The organism is Polaromonas sp., from assembly GCF_036676035.1.
Lineage (GTDB): Bacteria > Pseudomonadota > Gammaproteobacteria > Burkholderiales > Burkholderiaceae_C > Polaromonas.
In genome coordinates this window covers 68,387-86,941 of record NZ_JAKFDR010000011.1, presented here as the reverse complement: position 1 = coordinate 86,941, position 18,555 = coordinate 68,387, and the positions used below count along the sequence as shown (strand labels likewise).

Sequence of the window (18,555 nt, the reverse complement as noted above, 5' to 3'; positions counted from 1 at the left end):
ACCTTTTTGGGGGTTCGTGCTAGAATGGAAAGCTCTGTGGAAATCCGTCCGCAGAACTCAATTTACGAGGTCTTACATGTACGCGGTCATAAAAACCGGCGGCAAACAATACAAGGTTGCTGCTGGAGAAAAAATTAAAGTAGAACAGATTGCTGCGGACGTAGGCCAAGAGATCGTTATTGACCAGGTATTGGCTGTCGGCGAAGGCAGTGCAATCAAGGTTGGTACGCCCTTGGTGTCCGGCGCTACTGTTACAGCCACTGTGGTGGCACACGGCAGGCACGACAAAGTGCGCATTTTCAAAATGCGCCGTCGCAAGCACTATCAAAAACGCCAGGGTCACCGGCAAAACTTCACCGAGCTGCAAATCGGTGCAATCGCAGGCTGAGGCCGGCTAGTCGTCCCATACCAGGAGTAACGGAAAATGGCACAGAAAAAAGGCGGCGGCTCTACGCGAAACGGGCGTGATTCACAGCCCAAAATGCTGGGTGTCAAAAAGTTTGGCGGCGAAGTGATCAACGCAGGCAGCATCATCGTGCGCCAGCGTGGCACCAAGTTCCATCCCGGCACCAATGTGGGTATCGGCAAGGACCACACCCTGTTTGCGCTGGTTGACGGCCAGGTCAGCTTTTCAGTCAAGGGCCCCCTGAGCAAACACACCGTCAACGTGACCCCGGCATAAGCTGATCACTTCGATGGCATCGAAGCCCCGACCTGTCGGGGCTTTTTTGTTTGTTTAAACTATCTTCCCAACCCCGGCATCCTTTGCAGCGGCGCACTCCATCATGAAATTTGTTGACGAAGCCTATATTGACATTGCCGCAGGCGATGGCGGGAGTGGCTGCGTCTCATTCCGCCACGAAAAATACAAGGAATTCGGCGGCCCCAACGGGGGGGATGGCGGGCGCGGCGGCCACGTCTACGCGGTGGCCGACATCAACCTCAACACGCTGGTGGATTTCCGCTTTTCGCGCCGCCACGAAGCCAGGAACGGCGAACACGGCAAGGGGTCGGACATGTTTGGCGCCAAGGGTGACGACATCCTCCTGAAAATGCCGGTGGGCACCATACTGACCGACGCCGAGACCGGCGAGGTGCTTTACGAACTGCTGGTGCCCGGCGAGCAAATCCTGATCGCCAAGGGCGGTGATGGCGGCTTTGGCAATTTGCGCTTCAAAAGCTCGACCAACCGTGCGCCCAGAACCAAGACGCCCGGCTGGCCCGGTGAGCGCAAAAGCCTGAAACTCGAACTCAAGGTGCTGGCTGACGTAGGCCTGCTGGGCATGCCCAATGCCGGCAAATCCACCTTCATTTCCGCGGTCTCCAATGCCCGCCCCCGAATTGCCGATTACCCCTTCACCACCCTGCACCCCAACCTGGGCGTGGTGCGGGTCGGCCCGGAACAGAGTTTTGTCGTGGCGGATTTGCCGGGGCTGATTGAAGGCGCCTCCGAAGGCGCCGGCCTGGGCCATCTGTTTTTGCGGCACCTGCAGCGTACCCGCCTGTTGCTGCACATCGTGGATCTGGCCCCGTTTGACGAAGGGGTTGACCCCGTGGCACAAGCCAAGGCCATCGTGGGCGAGCTCAAAAAATACGACGAATGGCTGTTTGAAAAGCCGCGCTGGCTGGTGCTGAACAAGCTCGACATGGTGGCAGCGGACCAGCGCGCGGCCGTCGTCAAGGACTTTGTCAAACGCTTCAAGTTCAAGGGGCCGGTGTTCGAAATTTCCGCGCTCACCCGTGAGGGCTGCGAGCCCCTGGTCAAGGCCATTTACCAGCACGTCAAGACGGTGCAAAAAAGCGAGCAGCCGCCTGAAGAGATTGACCCGCGCTTTGCCAGCATGCCGCCCGAGTCGCCAACTGCGTCCTAGCTGCGTTCCCACAAGCCCGGCACCTCATCGATTCGCTATATAAACGATAGCTGCTTGCGCCCATATTTAAAGGGCTAGAGCACTAAAACACCTGAATATGCAAGATAAACCAGGTTCCACGGTTCTGCTCAACGCCAGACGCATCGTCGTCAAGGTCGGCTCCAGCCTGGTCACCAACGAAGGCCGGGGACTCGATGCCGCCGCCATTGGCCAATGGTGCCAGCAGCTGGCCGCACTGGTTCAGGACGGGCGCGAGGTCATCATGGTCAGCAGCGGCGCGATCGCCGAGGGCATGAAGCGTCTGGGCTGGACTGCGCGGCCCAAAGCCATCCATGAGCTGCAGGCCGCTGCCGCTGTGGGGCAAATGGGCTTGGCGCAGGTTTATGAATCCAAGCTGCGTGAAAACGGCATGGGCAGCGCCCAGGTGCTGCTGACCCATGCGGACCTGGCCGACCGTGAGCGTTACCTCAATGCCCGCTCTACCCTGCTGACCCTGCTGCAGTTGGGCGTGGTGCCGGTCATCAACGAAAACGACACCGTGGTCAACGACGAGATCAAGTTTGGCGATAACGACACCCTGGGCGCACTGGTGGCCAACCTGGTGGAGGCCGACGCGCTGGTCATCCTGACCGACCAGAAGGGCCTGTACACCGCCGACCCGCGCAAGGATCCGGCCGCCCAGTTTGTCCATGAAGCCAAGGCAGGCGACCCCGCGCTGGAAACCATGGCCGGGGGCGCAGGCTCCAGCATCGGCAAGGGCGGCATGATCACCAAAATCCTGGCTGCCAAGCGTGCGGCCGGCTCGGGCGCCTCCACCGTGATTGCCTGGGGCCGCGAGCCCGAGGCGCTGATACGCCTGTCCCGGGGCGAAGCCATCGGCACCTTGCTGGTGGCCCAGACCCAGAAGCAGCAGGCACGCAAGCAGTGGATGGCCGATCATTTGCAGCTGCGCGGCGCTGTCACCGTCGATGCCGGCGCGGCGGCCAAAGTCCGTGACGAGGGCAAAAGCCTGCTGCCGATCGGCATGACGGCCGTTCAGGGCGAGTTTTCCCGGGGCGATGTGATTGCGGTGCGCTCTCCCGACGGGATAGAAATCGCCCGCGGCTTGGCCAACTATTCCAGTGCAGAGGCGCGGCTGATTTGCCGCAAGGCCTCGGCGGAATTCGAGAAACTGCTGGGCTACACCGGCGAGCCCGAGATGGTACATCGCACCAATCTGGTGCTTAGCCGCTGAGCAGGCCGGGCCACCCGGCCCTGCGTCCCAGGCTGCGCGCTTTCAGCGCAAGGACTGCGATTGCGCGCTGGTGATTTTGAGCTGCTGGACAATCGCCTCCACGGAACTGGCGCGGGCGCTGTTGTCGCAGGCGCCGGCCTTCGCAAAGCGCAGGGCATGCTGGGACGGCATGGGGTCGAACACCGAGCGCCACTGCGGGTTCGCTACCTTGTTCCACTGGCCGCTCGGGCTGTAGCGTGCGTAGGTCTTGAACTCGCCCGTGACACAGCGGATGCCTTCGTACGATATGTTTCTGACCCCGGTGGCACTGGTCGCCACCATCACATAGCGGAGCACGCCATCGACCTGGTTGATGTGCAGGGTGGCCGGGTCCACGGCAAACACCAGCGATGAGTTGGGAGAGGTTTCGAAAGTCACCAGCCGGCTCACATCAAAGGCCGGCGGTGGCGGCACTTCCGACTCCTTCCAGTCCGGGTCATCAGCAGCCCGCTGAGCCCAGGCCGCACAGGCAAGCCCCAACACCACCACCAGACAGAATTTCTTAAACATTGTGCTTGTTATCCCCGGGGGTAAGGCCCAGGCTGGTTTGCGGATCAGGCTCAAACGTGGCGCCCGGTGGCAGCTCAAACGAGGCGCCGGGCATGGCGGCACGGTGCGGCGCCAGACCAGCCTGCCCGGGCGGGCTGTCGCTCACTGGCGGGAAGTCACGCTGGCGCATGCCTCCGCGCAAATAGCGGTTGCGATGGTCGGGGCGCTCAAAGTGGGCCACTTGGCGGGCATCAAAGCGCGGCACGAAACGGGACAGCTCGGTCAAAGCCATCTCGTAAACCCCGCGCTTGAACTCCACCACCACGTCCAGCGGCACCCAGTAGTCGTTCCAGCGCCAGGCGTCGAACTCCGGATGATCGGTGGCGCGCAGGTTCAAATCCCAGTCGTGACCGACCAGCTGCAGCAGGAACCAGATCTGTTTCTGGCCTTTGTAATGTCCGCGCGCATCGCGGCGGATGAACCGGTCAGGCACCTCATAGCGCAACCAGTCCCGGGTGCGGGCAATCACTTGTACGTGCTGCGGCATCAGCCCCACTTCTTCATGCAACTCGCGGAACATGGCCTGCTCGGGATTTTCACCCCGGTCAATGCCGCCCTGCGGGAACTGCCACGAGTGGGTGCGTATGCGCTTGCCCCAGAACACCTGGCTTTTCTGGTTGAGCAAGATGATGCCGACGTTGGGCCTAAAGCCGTCCCGGTCAAGCATAATCAAACCTCAAATTTTTTAAACTGAGTCCATTATGCACAGCGAAGGCCCCAGCGCCAAGCGCGTGGCGCGACTGCAGTGACCAAACCCTGAAAAATACCCATGAAAGCCTCCCAGTTCTTCATTTCCACGCTTAAGGAAGCCCCCGCGGACGCCGAAGTCGTCAGCCACCAACTCATGATGCGCGCCGGCATGATCAAAAAGCTCGGCGCCGGCATCTACAACTACATGCCCATGGGTTTGCGCGTGATCCGCAAGGTCGAAGCCATTGTTCGCGAAGAAATGAACCGCGCCGGGGCCATCGAGCTGACCATGCCGGTGATCCAGCCGGCCGAGTTCTGGCAGGAAACCGGCCGTTTTGAAGCAATGGGGCCCGAGCTGCTGCGCATCAAGGACCGCCACGGCCGCGATTTCGTGGTGCAGCCTACCAGCGAGGAGGTCATCACCGACGTGATGCGCCAGGACATCAAAAGCTACAAACAGTTACCCAAAAACCTCTACCAGATCCAGACCAAGTTCCGCGACGAGCGCCGCCCCCGCTTCGGCCTGATGCGCGGGCGTGAGTTCACCATGAAAGACGCCTACAGCTTTGACCGCGACCAGGCCAGCGCCAAAGCCAGCTACCAGGTCATGGCGCAGGCCTACCGCAAGATTTTCGACCGCTTTGGCCTGACCTACCGCGCCGTGGCGGCCGACAGCGGCGCGATTGGCGGTGACCTGAGCGAGGAATTCCAGGTGATTGCGGCCACCGGCGAAGACGCCATCGTCTACTGCCCGACCAGCGACTACGCCGCCAACATGGAAAAAGCCGAGGCACTGCCCCCCCAGGGGCCGCGCAAGGCCCCGGCTCAGGCCATGACCCAAACGCCCACGCCGGGCAAGGCCACCTGCGCCGATGTCGCCGAACTGCTGGGCGTGCCGCTGCAGACCACGGTCAAATCGCTGGTGCTGGCAACCGACCAGACCAACGAAGCCGGCGAAATCGTCAAGTCCCAGATCTGGCTGCTGCTGCTGCGTGGCGACCACGACATGAATGAAGTCAAGGTGGGCAAGGTGCCGGGCCTGGATGCGGGTTTCCGCTTTGCCACCGCGCCCGAAATCGAAGCGCATTTCGGCTGCAAGCCCGGCTACCTCGGGCCGGTCCAGCTCAAGCAGCCGGTGAAAATCGTGGCCGACCGGGAAGTCGCCGTGATGAGCGACTGGATTTGCGGCGCCAACGTGGAAGACTTTCACACCACCGGCGTCAATTGGGGCCGCGATCTGCCCGAGCCTGATCTGGTGGCCGATCTGCGCAACATCGTGGCCGGCGACCCGTCTCCCGACGGCAAAGGCGTGCTCGCGATCGAACGCGGCATCGAGGTTGGTCACATCTTTGTGCTGGGAACCAAATATTCCAAGGATATGAACGCGACCTTCCTGGACGAAAACGGCAAGCCGCAGTTCCTCGAAATGGGCTGCTACGGTATCGGCATCACCCGCCTGCCGGCAGCTGCCATTGAGCAGAACCACGACGAGCGCGGCATCATCTGGCCCGACGCGATTGCGCCCTTTACCGTTGTGCTGTGCCCGATCAGCCCGGACCGCTTCCCCGACGTCAAGGCCGCCGCCGACAAGCTCCATGACGAGCTGCTCACCGCCGGCGTGGACGTGATCCTGGATGACCGTGGCGAGCGCCCCGGCGCCATGTTTGCCGACTGGGAGTTGATCGGCGTGCCACACCGCGTCACCATTGGCGAGCGTGGCCTGAAAGAGGGGCAGCTCGAATACCAGCACCGCCGTGATGCGACTTCCAGCAAGATAGCTGCAGCGACTGCGTTTGACTTCCTCAAGGGAAAACTGGCCCTGTGACTGCGCCCGGCATCGCACCTGCAACGGATCCCAGGCAAGTTTCAAGAAGAAAATGCCTGCAGTCCCTGTCTGTCGGCTGTATACCGCTATTATTTTCAGAGCAAGCGAGCGCCGGCGCCCAGATTGAGGAGCCCTTGATGGACTCCGTCCGCACGGCGCTGAGTTCGGCCATTGCCAAGCGCGCGCCGCCTGTGCCCGAGTTCAGTGACACCGAAAGCCGTCTCGCCTACCTGCGCTGGCTAGGAGCCATGAGCGAGCGCCTCAAAAAGAAAAAACCGGAGTGGCTGGTCCGCAAGGAGTTTTTGCAGACCGTCTGGTACGAAAGCAAACGCGCCGGCCTGGACGTGGCCCTGGTGCTGGGCTTGATCCAGGTTGAAAGCAACTTCCGAAAGTTTGCCGTGAGCAGCGTGGGCGCGCGCGGCTACATGCAGGTCATGCCTTTCTGGACGCGGGTGATTGGCGATGGCGACGCCGGCAAACTGTTTCACATGCAGACCAACCTGCGCTTTGGCTGCGTCATCCTGCGCCATTACCTGGACAGGGAAAAAGGTGATCTTTTCATGGGCCTGGGCCGCTACAACGGCTCACGCGGAAAAGCGCCTTATCCCCATGCCGTGCTGGGGGCCCGCAAGCAGTGGGAATTTAACGGTTAAGGCCGTTTTCATGCATCAAAAAATCCGCCCACCCAATAAATTCGGGCGAAAGTAGCTATGAATTAGATAGCAAAAATCGAACCGCCCCAGCGATCACCGAGTCGCCCCAGAAAAGCCCCGCTCCTGGGCAAACCAAGCCAGCACGGGGATCGTTCCCGGCAACACCGGCTGCACAGTGACCGGCAAGGACTGCCAGGCAAATGACTGGCCCTCATGCATGTGCAGTTCACCCGTCCACTCAAACACCTTGCAGAAGTTCAGGCGCACCAGCGCGTGGGGGTAGTCCACCAGCTCGACCTTCCAGGGGTGCACGGCGCCTATCGTGATGCCAATTTCTTCCTGCAGCTCGCGGCGCAGGGCCTGCTCCACGGTTTCCCCGGCTTCGAGCTTGCCGCCCGGAAATTCCCAATAGTGTTCGTACACCTTGCCGGGCGGGCGTGAGGTGAGCAGAAAGTCGCCATTGGGCAAAATGAGCACGCCCACGGCCACGTCCACCACCTTGCGGTCGGCACCGCCTTCACGCGGTTGACCGGCATCGGCCACCAAAAAACTCATGCCGGATGATCCTGAGAATTTTCCGACGGGCCGCCCCTAGGAGAATTAGCCCCTTTTCCAGGTGAAAGGGGCAGCGTATCGCCGGAGGCTCGCGAAGCGACGAGCGTGGGGGCTTCATTTTTGCCGGCGTAGTCGCGCGCGAACTGGTAGGCGACACGGCCGCTGCGCGAGCCACGCTCCAGCGCCCAGACCAGCGCATCGGCTCGTGCGGCCACAATGGCTGCCGGCCCCACGCCAAACGAAGACAACCATTGCGCCACGATGGCCAGGTATTCGTCCTGGCTGAAAGGATAGAAACTGACCCACAGACCGAAACGCTCGGACAGCGAAATCTTTTCTTCCACGACCTCGCCGGGATGCACTTCGCCGTCTTCGGTGTGGGTGTAGGTCAGGTTTTCCGCCATGTATTCGGGCAGCAGGTGGCGCCGGTTGCTGGTGGCGTAAACCAGTACGTTGGGCGTGGCCGCCGCCACCGAGCCATCGAGAATGGACTTGAGCGCCTTGTAGCCGGGTTCGCCCTCGTCAAAACTCAGGTCATCGCAAAACACGATGAACTTTTCAGGGCGGTCGTACACCACATCGACGATATCGGGCAGGTCGGTCAAATCGGCCTTGTCGACTTCAATCAGGCGCAAGCCACCGGGCGCGTACTCGTTCAGGCAAGCCTTGATCAGCGAGGACTTGCCGGTACCGCGTGAGCCGGTGAGCAGCACATTGTTGGCGGGCTTGCCGCTGACAAATTGTTCGGTGTTGCGCCGGATTTTTTCTTTCTGGCCGTCAATTTCCTTCAGATCCGTCAGACGCATGACCCCCAGATGTTTCACCGGCTCCAGCACGCCGTGGCCGGAGCTGCGCTTGCGGTAACGGTAAGCGACACAAGCATTCCAGTCAGGTGCCGACAAAGCTTGCGGCAAAACGGATTCAATACGCGTCACCAGGGATTCGACCCGCGCCATCAGCCGCTCAAATTGCTCGTTCATGCTCTGAGGCCTCAGCTGCGGTAATCGGCGTTGATTTTCACGTAGTCGTAGGACAAATCACAGGTCCATACCGTGTCGCTGGCGATACCTCGTCCCAACACGACACGCACCGTGATTTCACTTTGCTTCATCACACGCTGGCCATCTTCTTCCGCGTAGCCGGCATGGCGGCCTCCGTTCTTGGCGACCAGCACATCGTCCAGGTACAAATCAATTTTTGTCTGGTCCAGATCGTCAATGCCGGCGTAACCCACCGCGGCCAGAATACGACCGAGGTTGGGATCGCTGGCAAAAAAAGCCGTCTTGACCAGCGGTGAATGGGCGATGGCATAAGCCACCTTGCGGCATTCCTCGCCGGTTTTACCGCCTTCGACCTGAATGGTCATGAACTTGGTGGCACCCTCGCCATCGCGCACGATGGCCTGCGCCAGCTTGCGCGCGATGTCCAGCATGGCGGCACGCAATGCTTTGCCGTCGTCACTGTCCAGCGAGGTCACGGGTGAATGCCTGGCCTGGTTGGTGGCCACGACCACAAAGGAGTCATTGGTCGAAGTGTCGCCGTCGATCGTGACACGGTTGAAAGAGCCTTCAGCCAGTTCTTTGGCAAGCTGCGCCATGAGCCCTTGCGACACACAGGCGTCGGTCGCCATAAAGCCCAGCATGGTCGCCATATTGGGTCGAATCATGCCGGCGCCTTTGCTGATGCCGGTGATGGTGACCTGCGCGCCGCCGAGCGTGATGCGGCTTGAAAACGCCTTGGCCACGGTGTCCGTGGTCATAATGGCCTCGGCGGCGTTGGCCCAGTTGTCTTCCCTGGCATCGGCCAGCGCGGCCGGCAGGCCCGCGGCAATGCGGTCGTTGGGCAGCGGCTCCATGATCACGCCGGTTGAGAACGGCAGAATTTGCTCAGGGGAGAGATTGAGTTCACGGGCCAGCGCAATGCAGCTGGCGTGTGCCCGGCTCAAACCATCGTCGCCGGTGCCCGCATTGGCATTGCCGGTGTTGATGAGCATGGCCCGGATGCCCGATTTTTTGCCCAGGTGCTCACGGCAAATCTGCACGGGCGCGGCGCAAAACCGGTTTTGCGTGAACACGGCCCCCACCGAAGCGCCGTCTTCCAGCAGCAGCACGGCCAGGTCCTTGCGGTTGGCCTTGCGTATGCCCGCTTCGGCGATGCCCCAGCGGACGCCGGGGACCGGGTACAAATCGGCAGCGGGTGTGGCAACCAGATTCACAGGCATGTTCTTGACTCCAGAAAGGCGGGTGAAAATCCGTCAGCTGTCAGTTAATTGAGCCTGCCGTGGCAGTGCTTGTACTTCTTGCCGGAGCCGCAGGGGCAGGGCTCATTGCGCCCCACGCGTGGCACGGCCGATGCAGGCAGCGCCTGCCGCCTTTGCGATTCCTCGTCCACGGTGGTCTCGACCCCGCCGGTTTCGGTGGGGGCCGTGTAAGTCACGTTGGAAATGCTTTCAGCCTGGGTCTCCATGGCCTCGGCAGCCTGCTCCAGCTGCGCACTGGACTGCACCTTGACTGTCATCAGAACTTTGGTGACTTCATTTTTCACGCTGTCGAGCAGCTGGCCAAACAGCTCGAAAGCCTCGCGCTTGTACTCCTGCTTGGGCTGCTTCTGGGCGTAGCCGCGCAGGTGAATGCCCTGGCGCAGGTAGTCGAGTGCGCTTAAGTGCTCACGCCAGTGGGTGTCAATACTTTGCAGCAGCACGATGCGCTCGAACTGGGTGAAGTTGTCCTGGCCAATCTGGGCCACCTTGTCGGCAAAGGCGGCGTCGGCGGCAGCAATGACTTTTTCAAGCACCTCATCATCGGTGATGGCAGTGGCTGCTTCCAGCTCCTGCTGCAGCGGCAGCTCGATCTGCCACTCGTCGGCCAGCACCTTTTCCAGTCCGGCAATATTCCATTGCTCCTCGACGCTTTCGGCCGGCACATACTGCCGGGTCAGGTCGGTAAAGCAGCCTTCACGCAGGGAAGCGATCTGCTCCTGCAGGCTGGCGGCATCCATGATGTCGCTGCGCTGCTGGTAAATCACCTTGCGCTGATCGTTGGCGACATCGTCGTATTCGAGTAGCTGCTTGCGGATGTCAAAGTTGCGCGCTTCCACCTTGCGCTGTGCGCTTTCGATGCTGCGCGTCACAATGCCGGCCTCGATCGCCTCGCCGTCGGGCATCTTGAGCCGCTCCATGATGGCCTTGACGCGCTCGCCCGCGAAGATGCGCATCAGCGGATCGTCCAGGCTCAGGTAAAAGCGCGAAGAGCCGTTGTCCCCCTGGCGGCCCGAGCGGCCGCGCAGCTGGTTGTCAATGCGGCGCGACTCATGGCGCTCGGTCGCGATGATGCGCAGGCCGCCCTGTGCCTTGACCTGCTCGTGGTCCTGTGCAAACTGGGCGCGCAAACGGGCGATTTCCTTTTCCCTGGTCGCGGCGTCCAGTGACTCGTCGGCCTCCACGGCTTCGACCAGTTTTTCAACATTGCCGCCCAGCACGATGTCGGTACCGCGACCGGCCATGTTGGTGGCGATCGTGATCATTTTCGAACGCCCGGCCTGCGCCACAATCTCGGCCTCGCGCGCATGCTGTTTGGCATTGAGCACCTGGTGCGGCAGGTTTTCCTTTTGCAGCAGCTGGGCAATGATCTCGGAGTTTTCAATCGAGGTGGTTCCCACCAGCACGGGCTGGCCGCGCTCGTGGCATTCGCGGATGTCCTTGATCGCAGCTTCGTACTTTTCCCGCGTGGTCTTGTAGACCCGGTCCAGCTGGTCGTCGCGCCGGCTCGGACGATTCGGCGGAATGACCGTGGTTTCCAGGCCATAGATTTCCTGAAACTCGTAGGCTTCGGTGTCGGCCGTGCCGGTCATGCCGGCCAGCTTGCCGTACAGGCGGAAATAGTTCTGGAAAGTGATCGAGGCCAGGGTCTGGTTCTCAGCCTGGATGGGCACCCCCTCTTTGGCCTCGACAGCCTGGTGCAGGCCATCGCTCCAGCGGCGGCCCGACATCAGACGGCCCGTGAATTCATCGACGATCACGATCTCGCCACCGTTTTCGCCCTGCTGCACCACATAGTGCTGGTCACGGTGGTACAGGTGATTGGCCCGCAGTGCCGCATACAGGTGGTGCACCAGCGTGATGTTGGCCGGGTCGTACAGCGTGGCCCCTTCGGGAATCAGGCCCAGGTTGAACAGGATGCGCTCGGCATTTTCATGACCCTGCTCGGTCAGAAATACCTGGTTGGTTTTTTCGTCCAGCGTGAAGTCGCCCGGCGTGATGATGCCTTCACCGGTTCGCGGATCGGCCTCGCCCTCCTGGCGCGTGAGCGAGGGCACCACCCGGTTCATGGCGAGGTACAGCTCGGTGTGGTCTTCGGCCTGGCCGCTGATGATCAGCGGGGTGCGGGCCTCGTCAATCAGAATGGAGTCCACCTCGTCGACGATGGCGTAGTTCAGTCCGCGCTGCACACGGTCTGCCACTTCATAGACCATGTTGTCGCGCAGGTAGTCGAAACCGTACTCGTTGTTGGTGCCGTAGGTGATGTCGGCGCGGTAGGCGGCCTGCTTTTCTTCGCGCAACATGTTCGGCAGGTTGATGCCGACGGACAGACCCAGGAAGTTGTAGAGCTTGCCCATCCACTGCGCATCGCGGTTCGCCAGGTAATCGTTGACGGTGACCACATGCACGCCCTTGCCGGTCAGTGCATTGAGGTAGACCGGCAGCGTGGCCGTCAGCGTCTTGCCCTCACCCGTGCCCATTTCAGAAATCTTGCCGTAGTGCAGCGCCATGCCACCCAGCAACTGCACATCGAAATGCCGCATCTTCATGGCGCGCTTGCTGCCCTCGCGCACCACCGCAAAGGCCTCGGGCAGGATGGCGTCGAGCGCCTCGCCGGCCGTCACGCGGTCTTTGAATTCCTGGGTTTTGGCACGCAACTGCTCGTCATCCAGCTTTTCAAACTCCGCCTCCATCGCATTGATGCGGTCCACGGTTTTGCGGTAACTTTTGAGCAGCCGGTCGTTGCGACTGCCGAAGATTTGGGTCAGGATGTTGGAGGCCATAAATGCGAAGCCACGCTGTCAGCGCTCGTGCACTGACAGGGTGGCCGAAATCCCTTATTGAATACGTGAATACGGACTTACGTAGGGGCGCTTGCAGTTAGTTCAACTGTGCGCAAACCTCGCATTTTACCTCTGACCCGACGCTTATTTCGGGCGGGGCAGTTGCGTGGCCGGGGCGGATGCCGTGGCCACACCAGGCCCGGGCAGTTTCTGGCCGGCGGTGAGAAATTTTTGCGGGTCCTGAAGCACGCCCTGCACCAGCACTTCAAAGTGCAGGTGCGGCCCGGTGGAGCGCCCGGTGGTGCCCACGTCGGCAATTTTCTGGCCGCGCTTGATCAAATCGCCTTTTTTGACCCACACCCGGGAGGCGTGCGCATAGCGGGTCACCAGCTGGTTGCCGTGATCGACTTCCACCATATTGCCGTAGGCCGAGTGGTACTCCTGCGTCACCACCACCCCCCCGGCCGCCGCCAGAATCGGCGTGCCGGGCTCCGCCGGGAAATCCAGCCCGGTGTGCAAGGCCGAGCGGCCGTTGAGCGGGTCAATGCGCCAGCCGAACGCGGAGCCGAGAACACCCCCGGCCACGGGCTGCTGGGTCGGCACCATCATTTTCCTGATCTTCTGGTCAAACAGGCGCGACTCCATCACCGTCATCAAATCCACCCGCTGATTGGTCAGCTTGTCGAGATCGGCCAGCGTGGCCTGCAGCTCTTCCATGGTCAGCGACCGCCCTGTGACCAGCGCACCGCCGCGGCCCGGCATGGTCTTGATGTCGTTGGGATTGACGCCCGCCAGCCCGGAGACGCGCTCACCGAGCGCTTCGAGCTGCATCATCTTGGCCTGCATCTCGCCCAGCCGTTTGGCCATGACGTCGAGGTTTTCGCGCATGAAGCGGTCGCGCTGCTCAAACTCGTCCTTGACCATCAATTTGACCAGTGAGCCAATGACCGGCCAGCCTTCGCGGGCGCCTTTGAGGAAGACCCAGTGGTACATGCCCGCCGCAACCAGCATCAGGGCCAGCGCGGCGACAAAGCCTGCCAAAACCAGTTTGGTGCCACTTAAATAAACGGCACGGCTTTTGGCCAGCCACGCATCCGTGATAATCAAATGCACTTGTCTACCTCTCCAAAGCTTGCGCTCATCAAGACCTGCGCCCACCCATCGTGAACTCACCCCACCGCCCGCATCGGGCTGTCACCCTCAGCCAGGCGGCCGAGAACTCCCCTTCTCTGGCACGCCTGACCGAGCTGGTCAGGGAGTCCAACGAGTGGCTCAAAGCCGTCGAGCCGCTGATTCCTGAAGCCTTGCGCCAAGCGGTCCAGGCCGGACCGATTGACGGCGACACCTGGTGCCTGCTGGTCAGTGGCAACGCAGCCGCTGCAAAAATCAGGCAACTCGTTCCGCTCATCCAGGCCCGCCTGCGGGGCAAAGGTTCGAAGGTTACCTCAATTCGGCTGAAGGTACTAATAAACCGGAAGTAGTAATCTGCCGGTGCGATTATCGAGGTGGAGATGGTTCAAGCGCCCGGAGAGGCCCTTGAGTTAGCTACAAAATTGATAGCTGCCTTCGCATACAAGGCAAGGGCTTGAGGCTTTATTTGCATGAATGGTGCCGATTGTCGGAATCGAACTGACGACCTACCGCTTACAAGGCGGTTGCTCTACCAACTGAGCTAAATCGGCACAAATGCTAACAAATACTGTTTGCTATTTTACTTGACCCGTTTGAGCGAAGGACGGCCACCCTTGGGCGACTTGGGAGGCTCTGGCGGCACACCCTCTCCCTCTTCTGCGGACGCGGCGGGCTCCGTCGGCACCAGCTGCATGATCTTGCCGTCCGCAGCCTGCCCCTGGCCGGCCGAAGCCGGCGTCGCCTGCGCAACACCACTGGCGGCAGGCGCCGCCGGTGACTCGGGGCCTGCCGAGGACATGACCGGCATGGGAAAAGCCATGCCCTGGCCATTTTCGCGCGCGTAAATGGCAATCACCCGGCCTACGGGCACCATGATTTCACGGGCGCTGCCCGCAAAACGCGCCTTGAACTCGATGAACTCATTGCCCAGCTTGAGCGAGCTGGTCGCATCAAAGCTGATGTTGAGCACGATTTCGTTGTTCTTCACATACTCGCGCGGCACCTGCACGGTGTCATCCACCGACACGGCCACGTAAGGCGTGAAACCGTTGTCGGTGCACCATTCATACAAGGCCCGTATCAGGTACGGGCGCGTTGACGTGGCGTCCAGCGCGTTCATGAATTCAGTCAAGTTAAACCCGAACCAGCATGCGGGCACCCTCTTCACCAGCCGGGGCCGCGGAACCGGCTTTGCCGGGCCGCAGGCGTAGCGCCCCCTCGGGGGGCAGCGCAGCACACGCAGTGGCAAGCGTGGGGGCCATTATTTTCTCATGACCTTCTCGGACGGCGTCAGTGCCTCAATGTAGGCGGGGCGCGAGAAAATGCGCTCGGCATACTTGAGCAGGGGCGCGGCATTTTTCGACAGGTCAATGCCGTAGTAGTCCAGGCGCCAGAGCAGCGGCGCAATCGCCACGTCCAGCATGGAGAAGTTGTCACCCAGCATGAACTTGTTCTTCAGGAACACCGGGGCCAGCTGCGTCAGGCGGTCGCGGATGTGCGAGCGGGCCTTTTCCAGTGCCTTCTCGTTGCCTTTGGAGGCGCGCGACTCCAGCGTGCTGACGTGCACGAACAGCTCTTTTTCGAAGTTCAGCAGGAACAGGCGAACGCGGGCGCGGTCGACCGGGTCGCCGGGCATCAGCTGGGGGTGCGGAAAGCGCTCGTCGATGTACTCGTTGATGATGTTGGATTCGTACAGGATCAGGTCGCGCTCGACCAGGATAGGCACCTGGCCGTACGGGTTCATCACATTGATGTCTTCGGGCTTGTTGTACAGGTCCACATCGCGGATCTCGAAGTCCATGCCTTTTTCAAACAGCACAAAGCGGCAGCGGTGCGAGAAGGGGCAGGTCGTGCCTGAATAAAGGACCATCATGGTGGAGAACTCCTAAATACAAAAGAGTGGATGCATTGAAGCCATCCACTCCGAAAGGCCGGGACAATCTGCCCGGCGAGAAAATTACTTGACGTCTTTCCAGAACGCAGCGTTCAGGCGCCAGGCGACCAGGGTAAACACACCAAGGAACAAGAGCACCCAGACGCCAATCCGGACACGGCTATTTTGTGACGGCTCAGACATCCACTGCAGATAACCCACCAGGTCACCCATGGCCTCGTCGTATTGCAGCGGCGTCATGGTGCCGGGCGTGAGCTGCTGCCAGCCCTTGAACACAGCAACCTTGTGGCCATGCTCTTCCTTGTCTTCAAACACCGGCTTGCGCTCGCCCTGCAGCTCCCACAGCACATGCGGCATGGCCACACTGGGGAACACCAGGTTGTTCCAGCCCGTGGCCTTGGTCTCGTCGCGGTAGTAGGTGCGCAGGTAGGTGTAGAGGTAGTCGGCACCGGAGCCACCAGCGCCGGAGCGCGAGCGGGCGATCACGCTCAGGTCGGGCGGGTTGCCGCCAAACCAGTCCTTGGCCTGTTTCGGGTCAATCGCGGCCTTCATGGTCTCGCCGACTTTTTCGGTGGTGAACAGCAGGTTGTCCTTGATCTGCGGCTCGCTCAGGCCGATGTCCTTGAGGCGGTTGTAGCGCATGTAGGCTGCCGAGTGGCAGCTCAGGCAGTAGTTGACGAACAACTTGGCGCCGTTTTGCAGGGCCGCCAGGTCATTGACCTTGTTGGGCGCCTTGTCCAGGACAATGCCACCTTCTGACGCCTGGGCGCCGGCCACGAGGCCGACCGCGGTAACCAGGGCAAAAATCGCGTTGGAAATCAGTTTTTTCATTGTTACAACTTTCCGGCTCAGTGGGCAGCAAAAGTCACGCGGTCGGGGACTGGCTTGAAAGTGCCCAGGCGACTCCACCAGGGCATCAGCAGGAAGAAGCCGAAGTAGAACAGGGTGCCGATTTGCGACACGCGCTCGCCGACGGGCGACGGCGGTTGCACGCCCAGGTAGCCCAGCACCAGGAAGTTGATCACGAAAATGCCGTACAGGAATTTGTTCCAGCCCGGACGGTAGCGGATGGACTTGACTTCGCTGTGGTCCAGCCAGGGCAGGAAAAACAGGATGATGACCGCGCCGCCCATGACCACCACACCCCAAAACTTGGCATCAATCATCAGCATGGCGGCGACCAGCACCACCGCGGCGCCGACGATGGCCGCTTTGAGTGCATGGGCAATTTTGGCCTTGACCACACCCAGGATGGCACCCGCCAGCACACAGGCGATCAGCGCATACATCATCTGGCTGGTGATGGCACGCAGCATGGAGTAGTAAGGCGTGAAGTACCACACCGGTGCAATGTGCGCGGGCGTTTTCAGCGAATCAGCCGGGATGAAGTTGTTGTATTCCAGAAAGTAGCCACCGAACTCGGGTGCAAAGAAGATGATGGCGGTGAACACCATCAGGAACACGCTGACGCCGAAAATATCGTGCACCGTGTAGTAGGGGTGGAAGGGCACGCCGTCCAGCGGATGGCCCTGGGCGTCTTTCGGCGCCTTGGGGCCCTTGATCTCCACGCCATCGGGGTTGTTGGAGCCGACTTCATGCAGCGCGATGATGTGCGCGGCCACCAGGCCCAGCAGCACCAGCGGCACGGCAATCACGTGGAAGGCAAAGAAGCGGTTCAGCGTGGCGTCGCCGACCACGTAGTCGCCACGGATCAGCAGGGCCAGGTCCGGGCCGACGAAGGGAATGGCGGCAAACAGGTTGACGATCACCTGGGCGCCCCAGTAGCTCATCTGGCCCCAAGGCAGCAGGTAGCCCATGAAGGCTTCGGCCATCAGGCACAGGAAAATCGCGCAGCCGAAAATCCAGACCAGCTCGCGCGGCTTGCGGTAGCTGCCGTAAATCAGGCCGCGGAACATGTGCAGGTAGACCACGACGAAGAAGGCCGAGGCGCCGGTGGAGTGCATGTAGCGGATCAGCCAGCCCCAGGGCACGTCGCGCATGATGTACTCGACCGAGCCAAACGCCAGTGCGGCATCGGGCTTGTAGTGCATGGTCAGGAAAATGCCGGTGACGATCTGGATCACCAGCACCAGCATGGCCAGCGAGCCGAAGATGTACCAGAAGTTGAAGTTCTTCGGCGCGTAGTACTCGCTCATGTGCTCTTTGTAGAGCTGGGTCGCCGGGAAGCGGTTGTCGATCCAGTTCATCGCCTTGGCGGCGATGGGCGCATCGGGGGAGATTTCTTTGAATTCAGCCATAACAGATCCTAGTTCGGTGGGGGCCTTTGGCAGCGCTCATGCATCGTGGCAGGGGGCGCCGGCTAGTGGGTCTTGCAAAGGTCCTGCAAAGCTTCAGGCTTTTTTGTCCTCACCAATCAGCAAGCGTGTGTCTGAGAGGTACATGTGGGGGGGCACTTCCAGGTTGTCTGGCGCGGGCTTGTTTTTGTAGACGCGACCGGCCAGGTCGAAGGTCGAACCATGGCAGGGGCACAAAAAGCCGCCGGCCCAGTCGTCGGGCAGCGAAGGCTGGGCGCCGGACTGGAACTTGTCGATGGGCGAGCAGCCCAGGTGGGAGCAGATACCGACCACCACCAGCGTTTCGGGTTTGATGGAACGGTTTTCGTTGCGAGCGTATTCGGGGGTCAGCTCCGAGAGTTTGCGCTCGGACTTGGGGTCGGCCAGCAAGGCATCGACTTTGGGCAGTGTGGCCAGTTGCTCGGGCGTGCGTTTGACAATCCACACCGGTTTGCCACGCCACTCGACGGTGACTTTTTCACCCGGTTTCAGGGCCGAAATGTCGACCTCAACAGCAGCGCCTGCGGCTTTGGCTCGTTCAGAGGGCTGGAAACTGCAGGCAAAGGGCACAGCGGCAGCGACAGCACCAGCGCCACCCACGGCGCAGGTCGTCACGATCCAGTTTCTTTTATCTTTGTCGACAGGCGCACCATCCGGTGCATTAACGCTTGCTTGGGTCATGAAATTCCTTCAAGAACTGGCTTGAAAAAGGCTTTATTGGGGTCAACCCGGCATTGTAACGGAGCGCGCGAGCGCTTTTCAACAGCAGCAGGCAGTGCA

General features: G+C 61.1%; 19 protein-coding genes and 1 tRNA gene. 7 read left to right on the top strand and 13 right to left on the bottom strand.

The features are described from left to right. The first annotated feature begins 76 nt into the window (after positions 1–76). From rplU to proB, 4 genes are all read left to right on the top strand, one after another. On the top strand, positions 77–388 hold the full coding sequence (gene rplU, locus V6M61_RS02995) for a 50S ribosomal protein L21 (RefSeq protein WP_332775076.1): 312 nt from the start codon (positions 77–79) through the stop codon (positions 386–388). 36 nt (positions 389–424) lie between these two features. Continuing rightward, positions 425–682 (top strand): 50S ribosomal protein L27, encoded by a 258-nt coding sequence (gene rpmA / locus V6M61_RS02990; RefSeq protein WP_332775075.1) that lies wholly within the window; start codon positions 425–427, stop codon positions 680–682. 103 nt (positions 683–785) lie between these two features. Next, a complete protein-coding gene (gene cgtA, locus V6M61_RS02985) occupies positions 786–1,871 on the top strand; it encodes an Obg family GTPase CgtA (protein WP_332775074.1) in 1,086 nt (361 codons plus the stop codon). A gap of 97 nt (positions 1,872–1,968) precedes the next feature. Beyond that, positions 1,969–3,105 carry a glutamate 5-kinase gene (proB, locus tag V6M61_RS02980; protein ID WP_332775073.1) on the top strand — a complete coding sequence of 379 codons (1,137 nt, stop codon included), beginning with the start codon at positions 1,969–1,971 and terminating at the stop codon, positions 3,103–3,105. A 42-nt stretch (positions 3,106–3,147) separates the two neighbouring features. Here the strand turns inward: proB and V6M61_RS02975 are convergent, their stop codons facing one another. Next, positions 3,148–3,654: a CNP1-like family protein gene (locus tag V6M61_RS02975; protein ID WP_332775072.1), complete on the bottom strand. Its 507-nt coding sequence runs from the start codon at positions 3,652–3,654 to the stop codon at positions 3,148–3,150. Continuing rightward, a complete protein-coding gene (locus tag V6M61_RS02970) occupies positions 3,647–4,360 on the bottom strand; it encodes an RNA pyrophosphohydrolase (protein WP_332775071.1) in 714 nt (237 codons plus the stop codon). The genes V6M61_RS02975 and V6M61_RS02970 overlap by 8 nt, the downstream gene beginning before the upstream one ends. A gap of 102 nt (positions 4,361–4,462) precedes the next feature. Here V6M61_RS02970 and V6M61_RS02965 point away from each other — a divergent pair, with 102 nt between their 5' ends. Next, positions 4,463–6,208 (top strand): proline--tRNA ligase, encoded by a 1,746-nt coding sequence (locus V6M61_RS02965; RefSeq protein WP_332775070.1) that lies wholly within the window; start codon positions 4,463–4,465, stop codon positions 6,206–6,208. Continuing rightward, complete coding sequence (locus V6M61_RS02960) at positions 6,205–6,861, top strand: lytic transglycosylase domain-containing protein (RefSeq protein ID WP_332775069.1); 657 nt, start codon at positions 6,205–6,207, stop codon at positions 6,859–6,861. The genes V6M61_RS02965 and V6M61_RS02960 overlap by 4 nt, the downstream gene beginning before the upstream one ends. Before the next feature lie 93 nt (positions 6,862–6,954). Here V6M61_RS02960 and V6M61_RS02955 read toward each other — a convergent pair whose 3' ends face one another. From V6M61_RS02955 to V6M61_RS02935, 5 genes are all read right to left on the bottom strand, one after another. Then, positions 6,955–7,416: an NUDIX domain-containing protein gene (locus V6M61_RS02955; RefSeq protein WP_332775068.1), complete on the bottom strand. Its 462-nt coding sequence runs from the start codon at positions 7,414–7,416 to the stop codon at positions 6,955–6,957. Next, the gene (locus V6M61_RS02950) at positions 7,413–8,396 is read right to left on the bottom strand and encodes an ATP-binding protein (RefSeq protein ID WP_332775067.1); all 984 of its coding nucleotides are present in this window, start codon (positions 8,394–8,396) and stop codon (positions 7,413–7,415) included. Before V6M61_RS02950 ends, V6M61_RS02955 begins: the two co-directional genes overlap by 4 nt. Positions 8,397–8,407: 11 nt before the next feature. Then, on the bottom strand, positions 8,408–9,637 hold the full coding sequence (argJ, locus tag V6M61_RS02945) for a bifunctional glutamate N-acetyltransferase/amino-acid acetyltransferase ArgJ (protein ID WP_332775066.1): 1,230 nt from the start codon (positions 9,635–9,637) through the stop codon (positions 8,408–8,410). A gap of 44 nt (positions 9,638–9,681) precedes the next feature. Continuing rightward, positions 9,682–12,456, bottom strand: a complete 2,775-nt coding sequence (secA, locus tag V6M61_RS02940; protein ID WP_332775065.1) for a preprotein translocase subunit SecA — start codon at positions 12,454–12,456, stop codon at positions 9,682–9,684. A 144-nt stretch (positions 12,457–12,600) separates the two neighbouring features. Further along, the gene (locus V6M61_RS02935) at positions 12,601–13,569 is read right to left on the bottom strand and encodes a M23 family metallopeptidase (protein WP_332775064.1); all 969 of its coding nucleotides are present in this window, start codon (positions 13,567–13,569) and stop codon (positions 12,601–12,603) included. A 50-nt stretch (positions 13,570–13,619) separates the two neighbouring features. Between V6M61_RS02935 and V6M61_RS02930 the strand changes: the two genes are divergently transcribed. Beyond that, on the top strand, positions 13,620–13,937 hold the full coding sequence (locus V6M61_RS02930) for a hypothetical protein (RefSeq protein ID WP_332775063.1): 318 nt from the start codon (positions 13,620–13,622) through the stop codon (positions 13,935–13,937). A 125-nt stretch (positions 13,938–14,062) separates the two neighbouring features. Here the strand turns inward: V6M61_RS02930 and V6M61_RS02925 are convergent. From V6M61_RS02925 to petA, 6 genes are all read right to left on the bottom strand, one after another. Next, positions 14,063–14,138 (bottom strand) — tRNA-Thr (locus V6M61_RS02925). 29 nt (positions 14,139–14,167) lie between these two features. Further along, positions 14,168–14,707, bottom strand: a complete 540-nt coding sequence (locus tag V6M61_RS02920) for a ClpXP protease specificity-enhancing factor (protein ID WP_332775062.1) — start codon at positions 14,705–14,707, stop codon at positions 14,168–14,170. A 141-nt stretch (positions 14,708–14,848) separates the two neighbouring features. Beyond that, the gene (locus tag V6M61_RS02915) at positions 14,849–15,460 is read right to left on the bottom strand and encodes a glutathione S-transferase N-terminal domain-containing protein (protein WP_332775061.1); all 612 of its coding nucleotides are present in this window, start codon (positions 15,458–15,460) and stop codon (positions 14,849–14,851) included. 84 nt (positions 15,461–15,544) lie between these two features. Then, positions 15,545–16,312, bottom strand: coding sequence for a cytochrome c1 (locus V6M61_RS02910; protein WP_332775060.1), 768 nt, complete (start codon positions 16,310–16,312; stop codon positions 15,545–15,547). Between the two features lie 17 nt (positions 16,313–16,329). Beyond that, positions 16,330–17,739 carry a cytochrome b gene (locus V6M61_RS02905; RefSeq protein WP_332775059.1) on the bottom strand — a complete coding sequence of 470 codons (1,410 nt, stop codon included), beginning with the start codon at positions 17,737–17,739 and terminating at the stop codon, positions 16,330–16,332. Between the two features lie 93 nt (positions 17,740–17,832). Beyond that, a complete protein-coding gene (gene petA, locus V6M61_RS02900; protein ID WP_332775058.1) occupies positions 17,833–18,456 on the bottom strand; it encodes a ubiquinol-cytochrome c reductase iron-sulfur subunit in 624 nt (207 codons plus the stop codon). Positions 18,457–18,555 lie beyond the last annotated feature (99 nt).

Coding starts and splice junctions, on each gene's coding strand:
- petA (WP_332775058.1), bottom strand. CDS start 18,456: ATGACCCAAGCAAGCGTTAATGCACCGGATGGTGCGCCTGTCGACAAA.
- V6M61_RS02970 (WP_332775071.1), bottom strand. CDS start 4,360: ATGCTTGACCGGGACGGCTTTAGGCCCAACGTCGGCATCATCTTGCTC.
- V6M61_RS02965 (WP_332775070.1), top strand. CDS start 4,463: ATGAAAGCCTCCCAGTTCTTCATTTCCACGCTTAAGGAAGCCCCCGCG.
- V6M61_RS02950 (WP_332775067.1), bottom strand. CDS start 8,396: ATGAACGAGCAATTTGAGCGGCTGATGGCGCGGGTCGAATCCCTGGTG.
- V6M61_RS02920 (WP_332775062.1), bottom strand. CDS start 14,707: ATGAACGCGCTGGACGCCACGTCAACGCGCCCGTACCTGATACGGGCC.
- argJ (WP_332775066.1), bottom strand. CDS start 9,637: ATGCCTGTGAATCTGGTTGCCACACCCGCTGCCGATTTGTACCCGGTC.
- cgtA (WP_332775074.1), top strand. CDS start 786: ATGAAATTTGTTGACGAAGCCTATATTGACATTGCCGCAGGCGATGGC.
- rplU (WP_332775076.1), top strand. CDS start 77: ATGTACGCGGTCATAAAAACCGGCGGCAAACAATACAAGGTTGCTGCT.
- V6M61_RS02975 (WP_332775072.1), bottom strand. CDS start 3,654: ATGTTTAAGAAATTCTGTCTGGTGGTGGTGTTGGGGCTTGCCTGTGCG.
- V6M61_RS02955 (WP_332775068.1), bottom strand. CDS start 7,416: ATGAGTTTTTTGGTGGCCGATGCCGGTCAACCGCGTGAAGGCGGTGCC.
- proB (WP_332775073.1), top strand. CDS start 1,969: ATGCAAGATAAACCAGGTTCCACGGTTCTGCTCAACGCCAGACGCATC.
- V6M61_RS02910 (WP_332775060.1), bottom strand. CDS start 16,312: ATGAAAAAACTGATTTCCAACGCGATTTTTGCCCTGGTTACCGCGGTC.
- V6M61_RS02905 (WP_332775059.1), bottom strand. CDS start 17,739: ATGGCTGAATTCAAAGAAATCTCCCCCGATGCGCCCATCGCCGCCAAG.
- V6M61_RS02915 (WP_332775061.1), bottom strand. CDS start 15,460: ATGATGGTCCTTTATTCAGGCACGACCTGCCCCTTCTCGCACCGCTGC.
- secA (WP_332775065.1), bottom strand. CDS start 12,456: ATGGCCTCCAACATCCTGACCCAAATCTTCGGCAGTCGCAACGACCGG.
- rpmA (WP_332775075.1), top strand. CDS start 425: ATGGCACAGAAAAAAGGCGGCGGCTCTACGCGAAACGGGCGTGATTCA.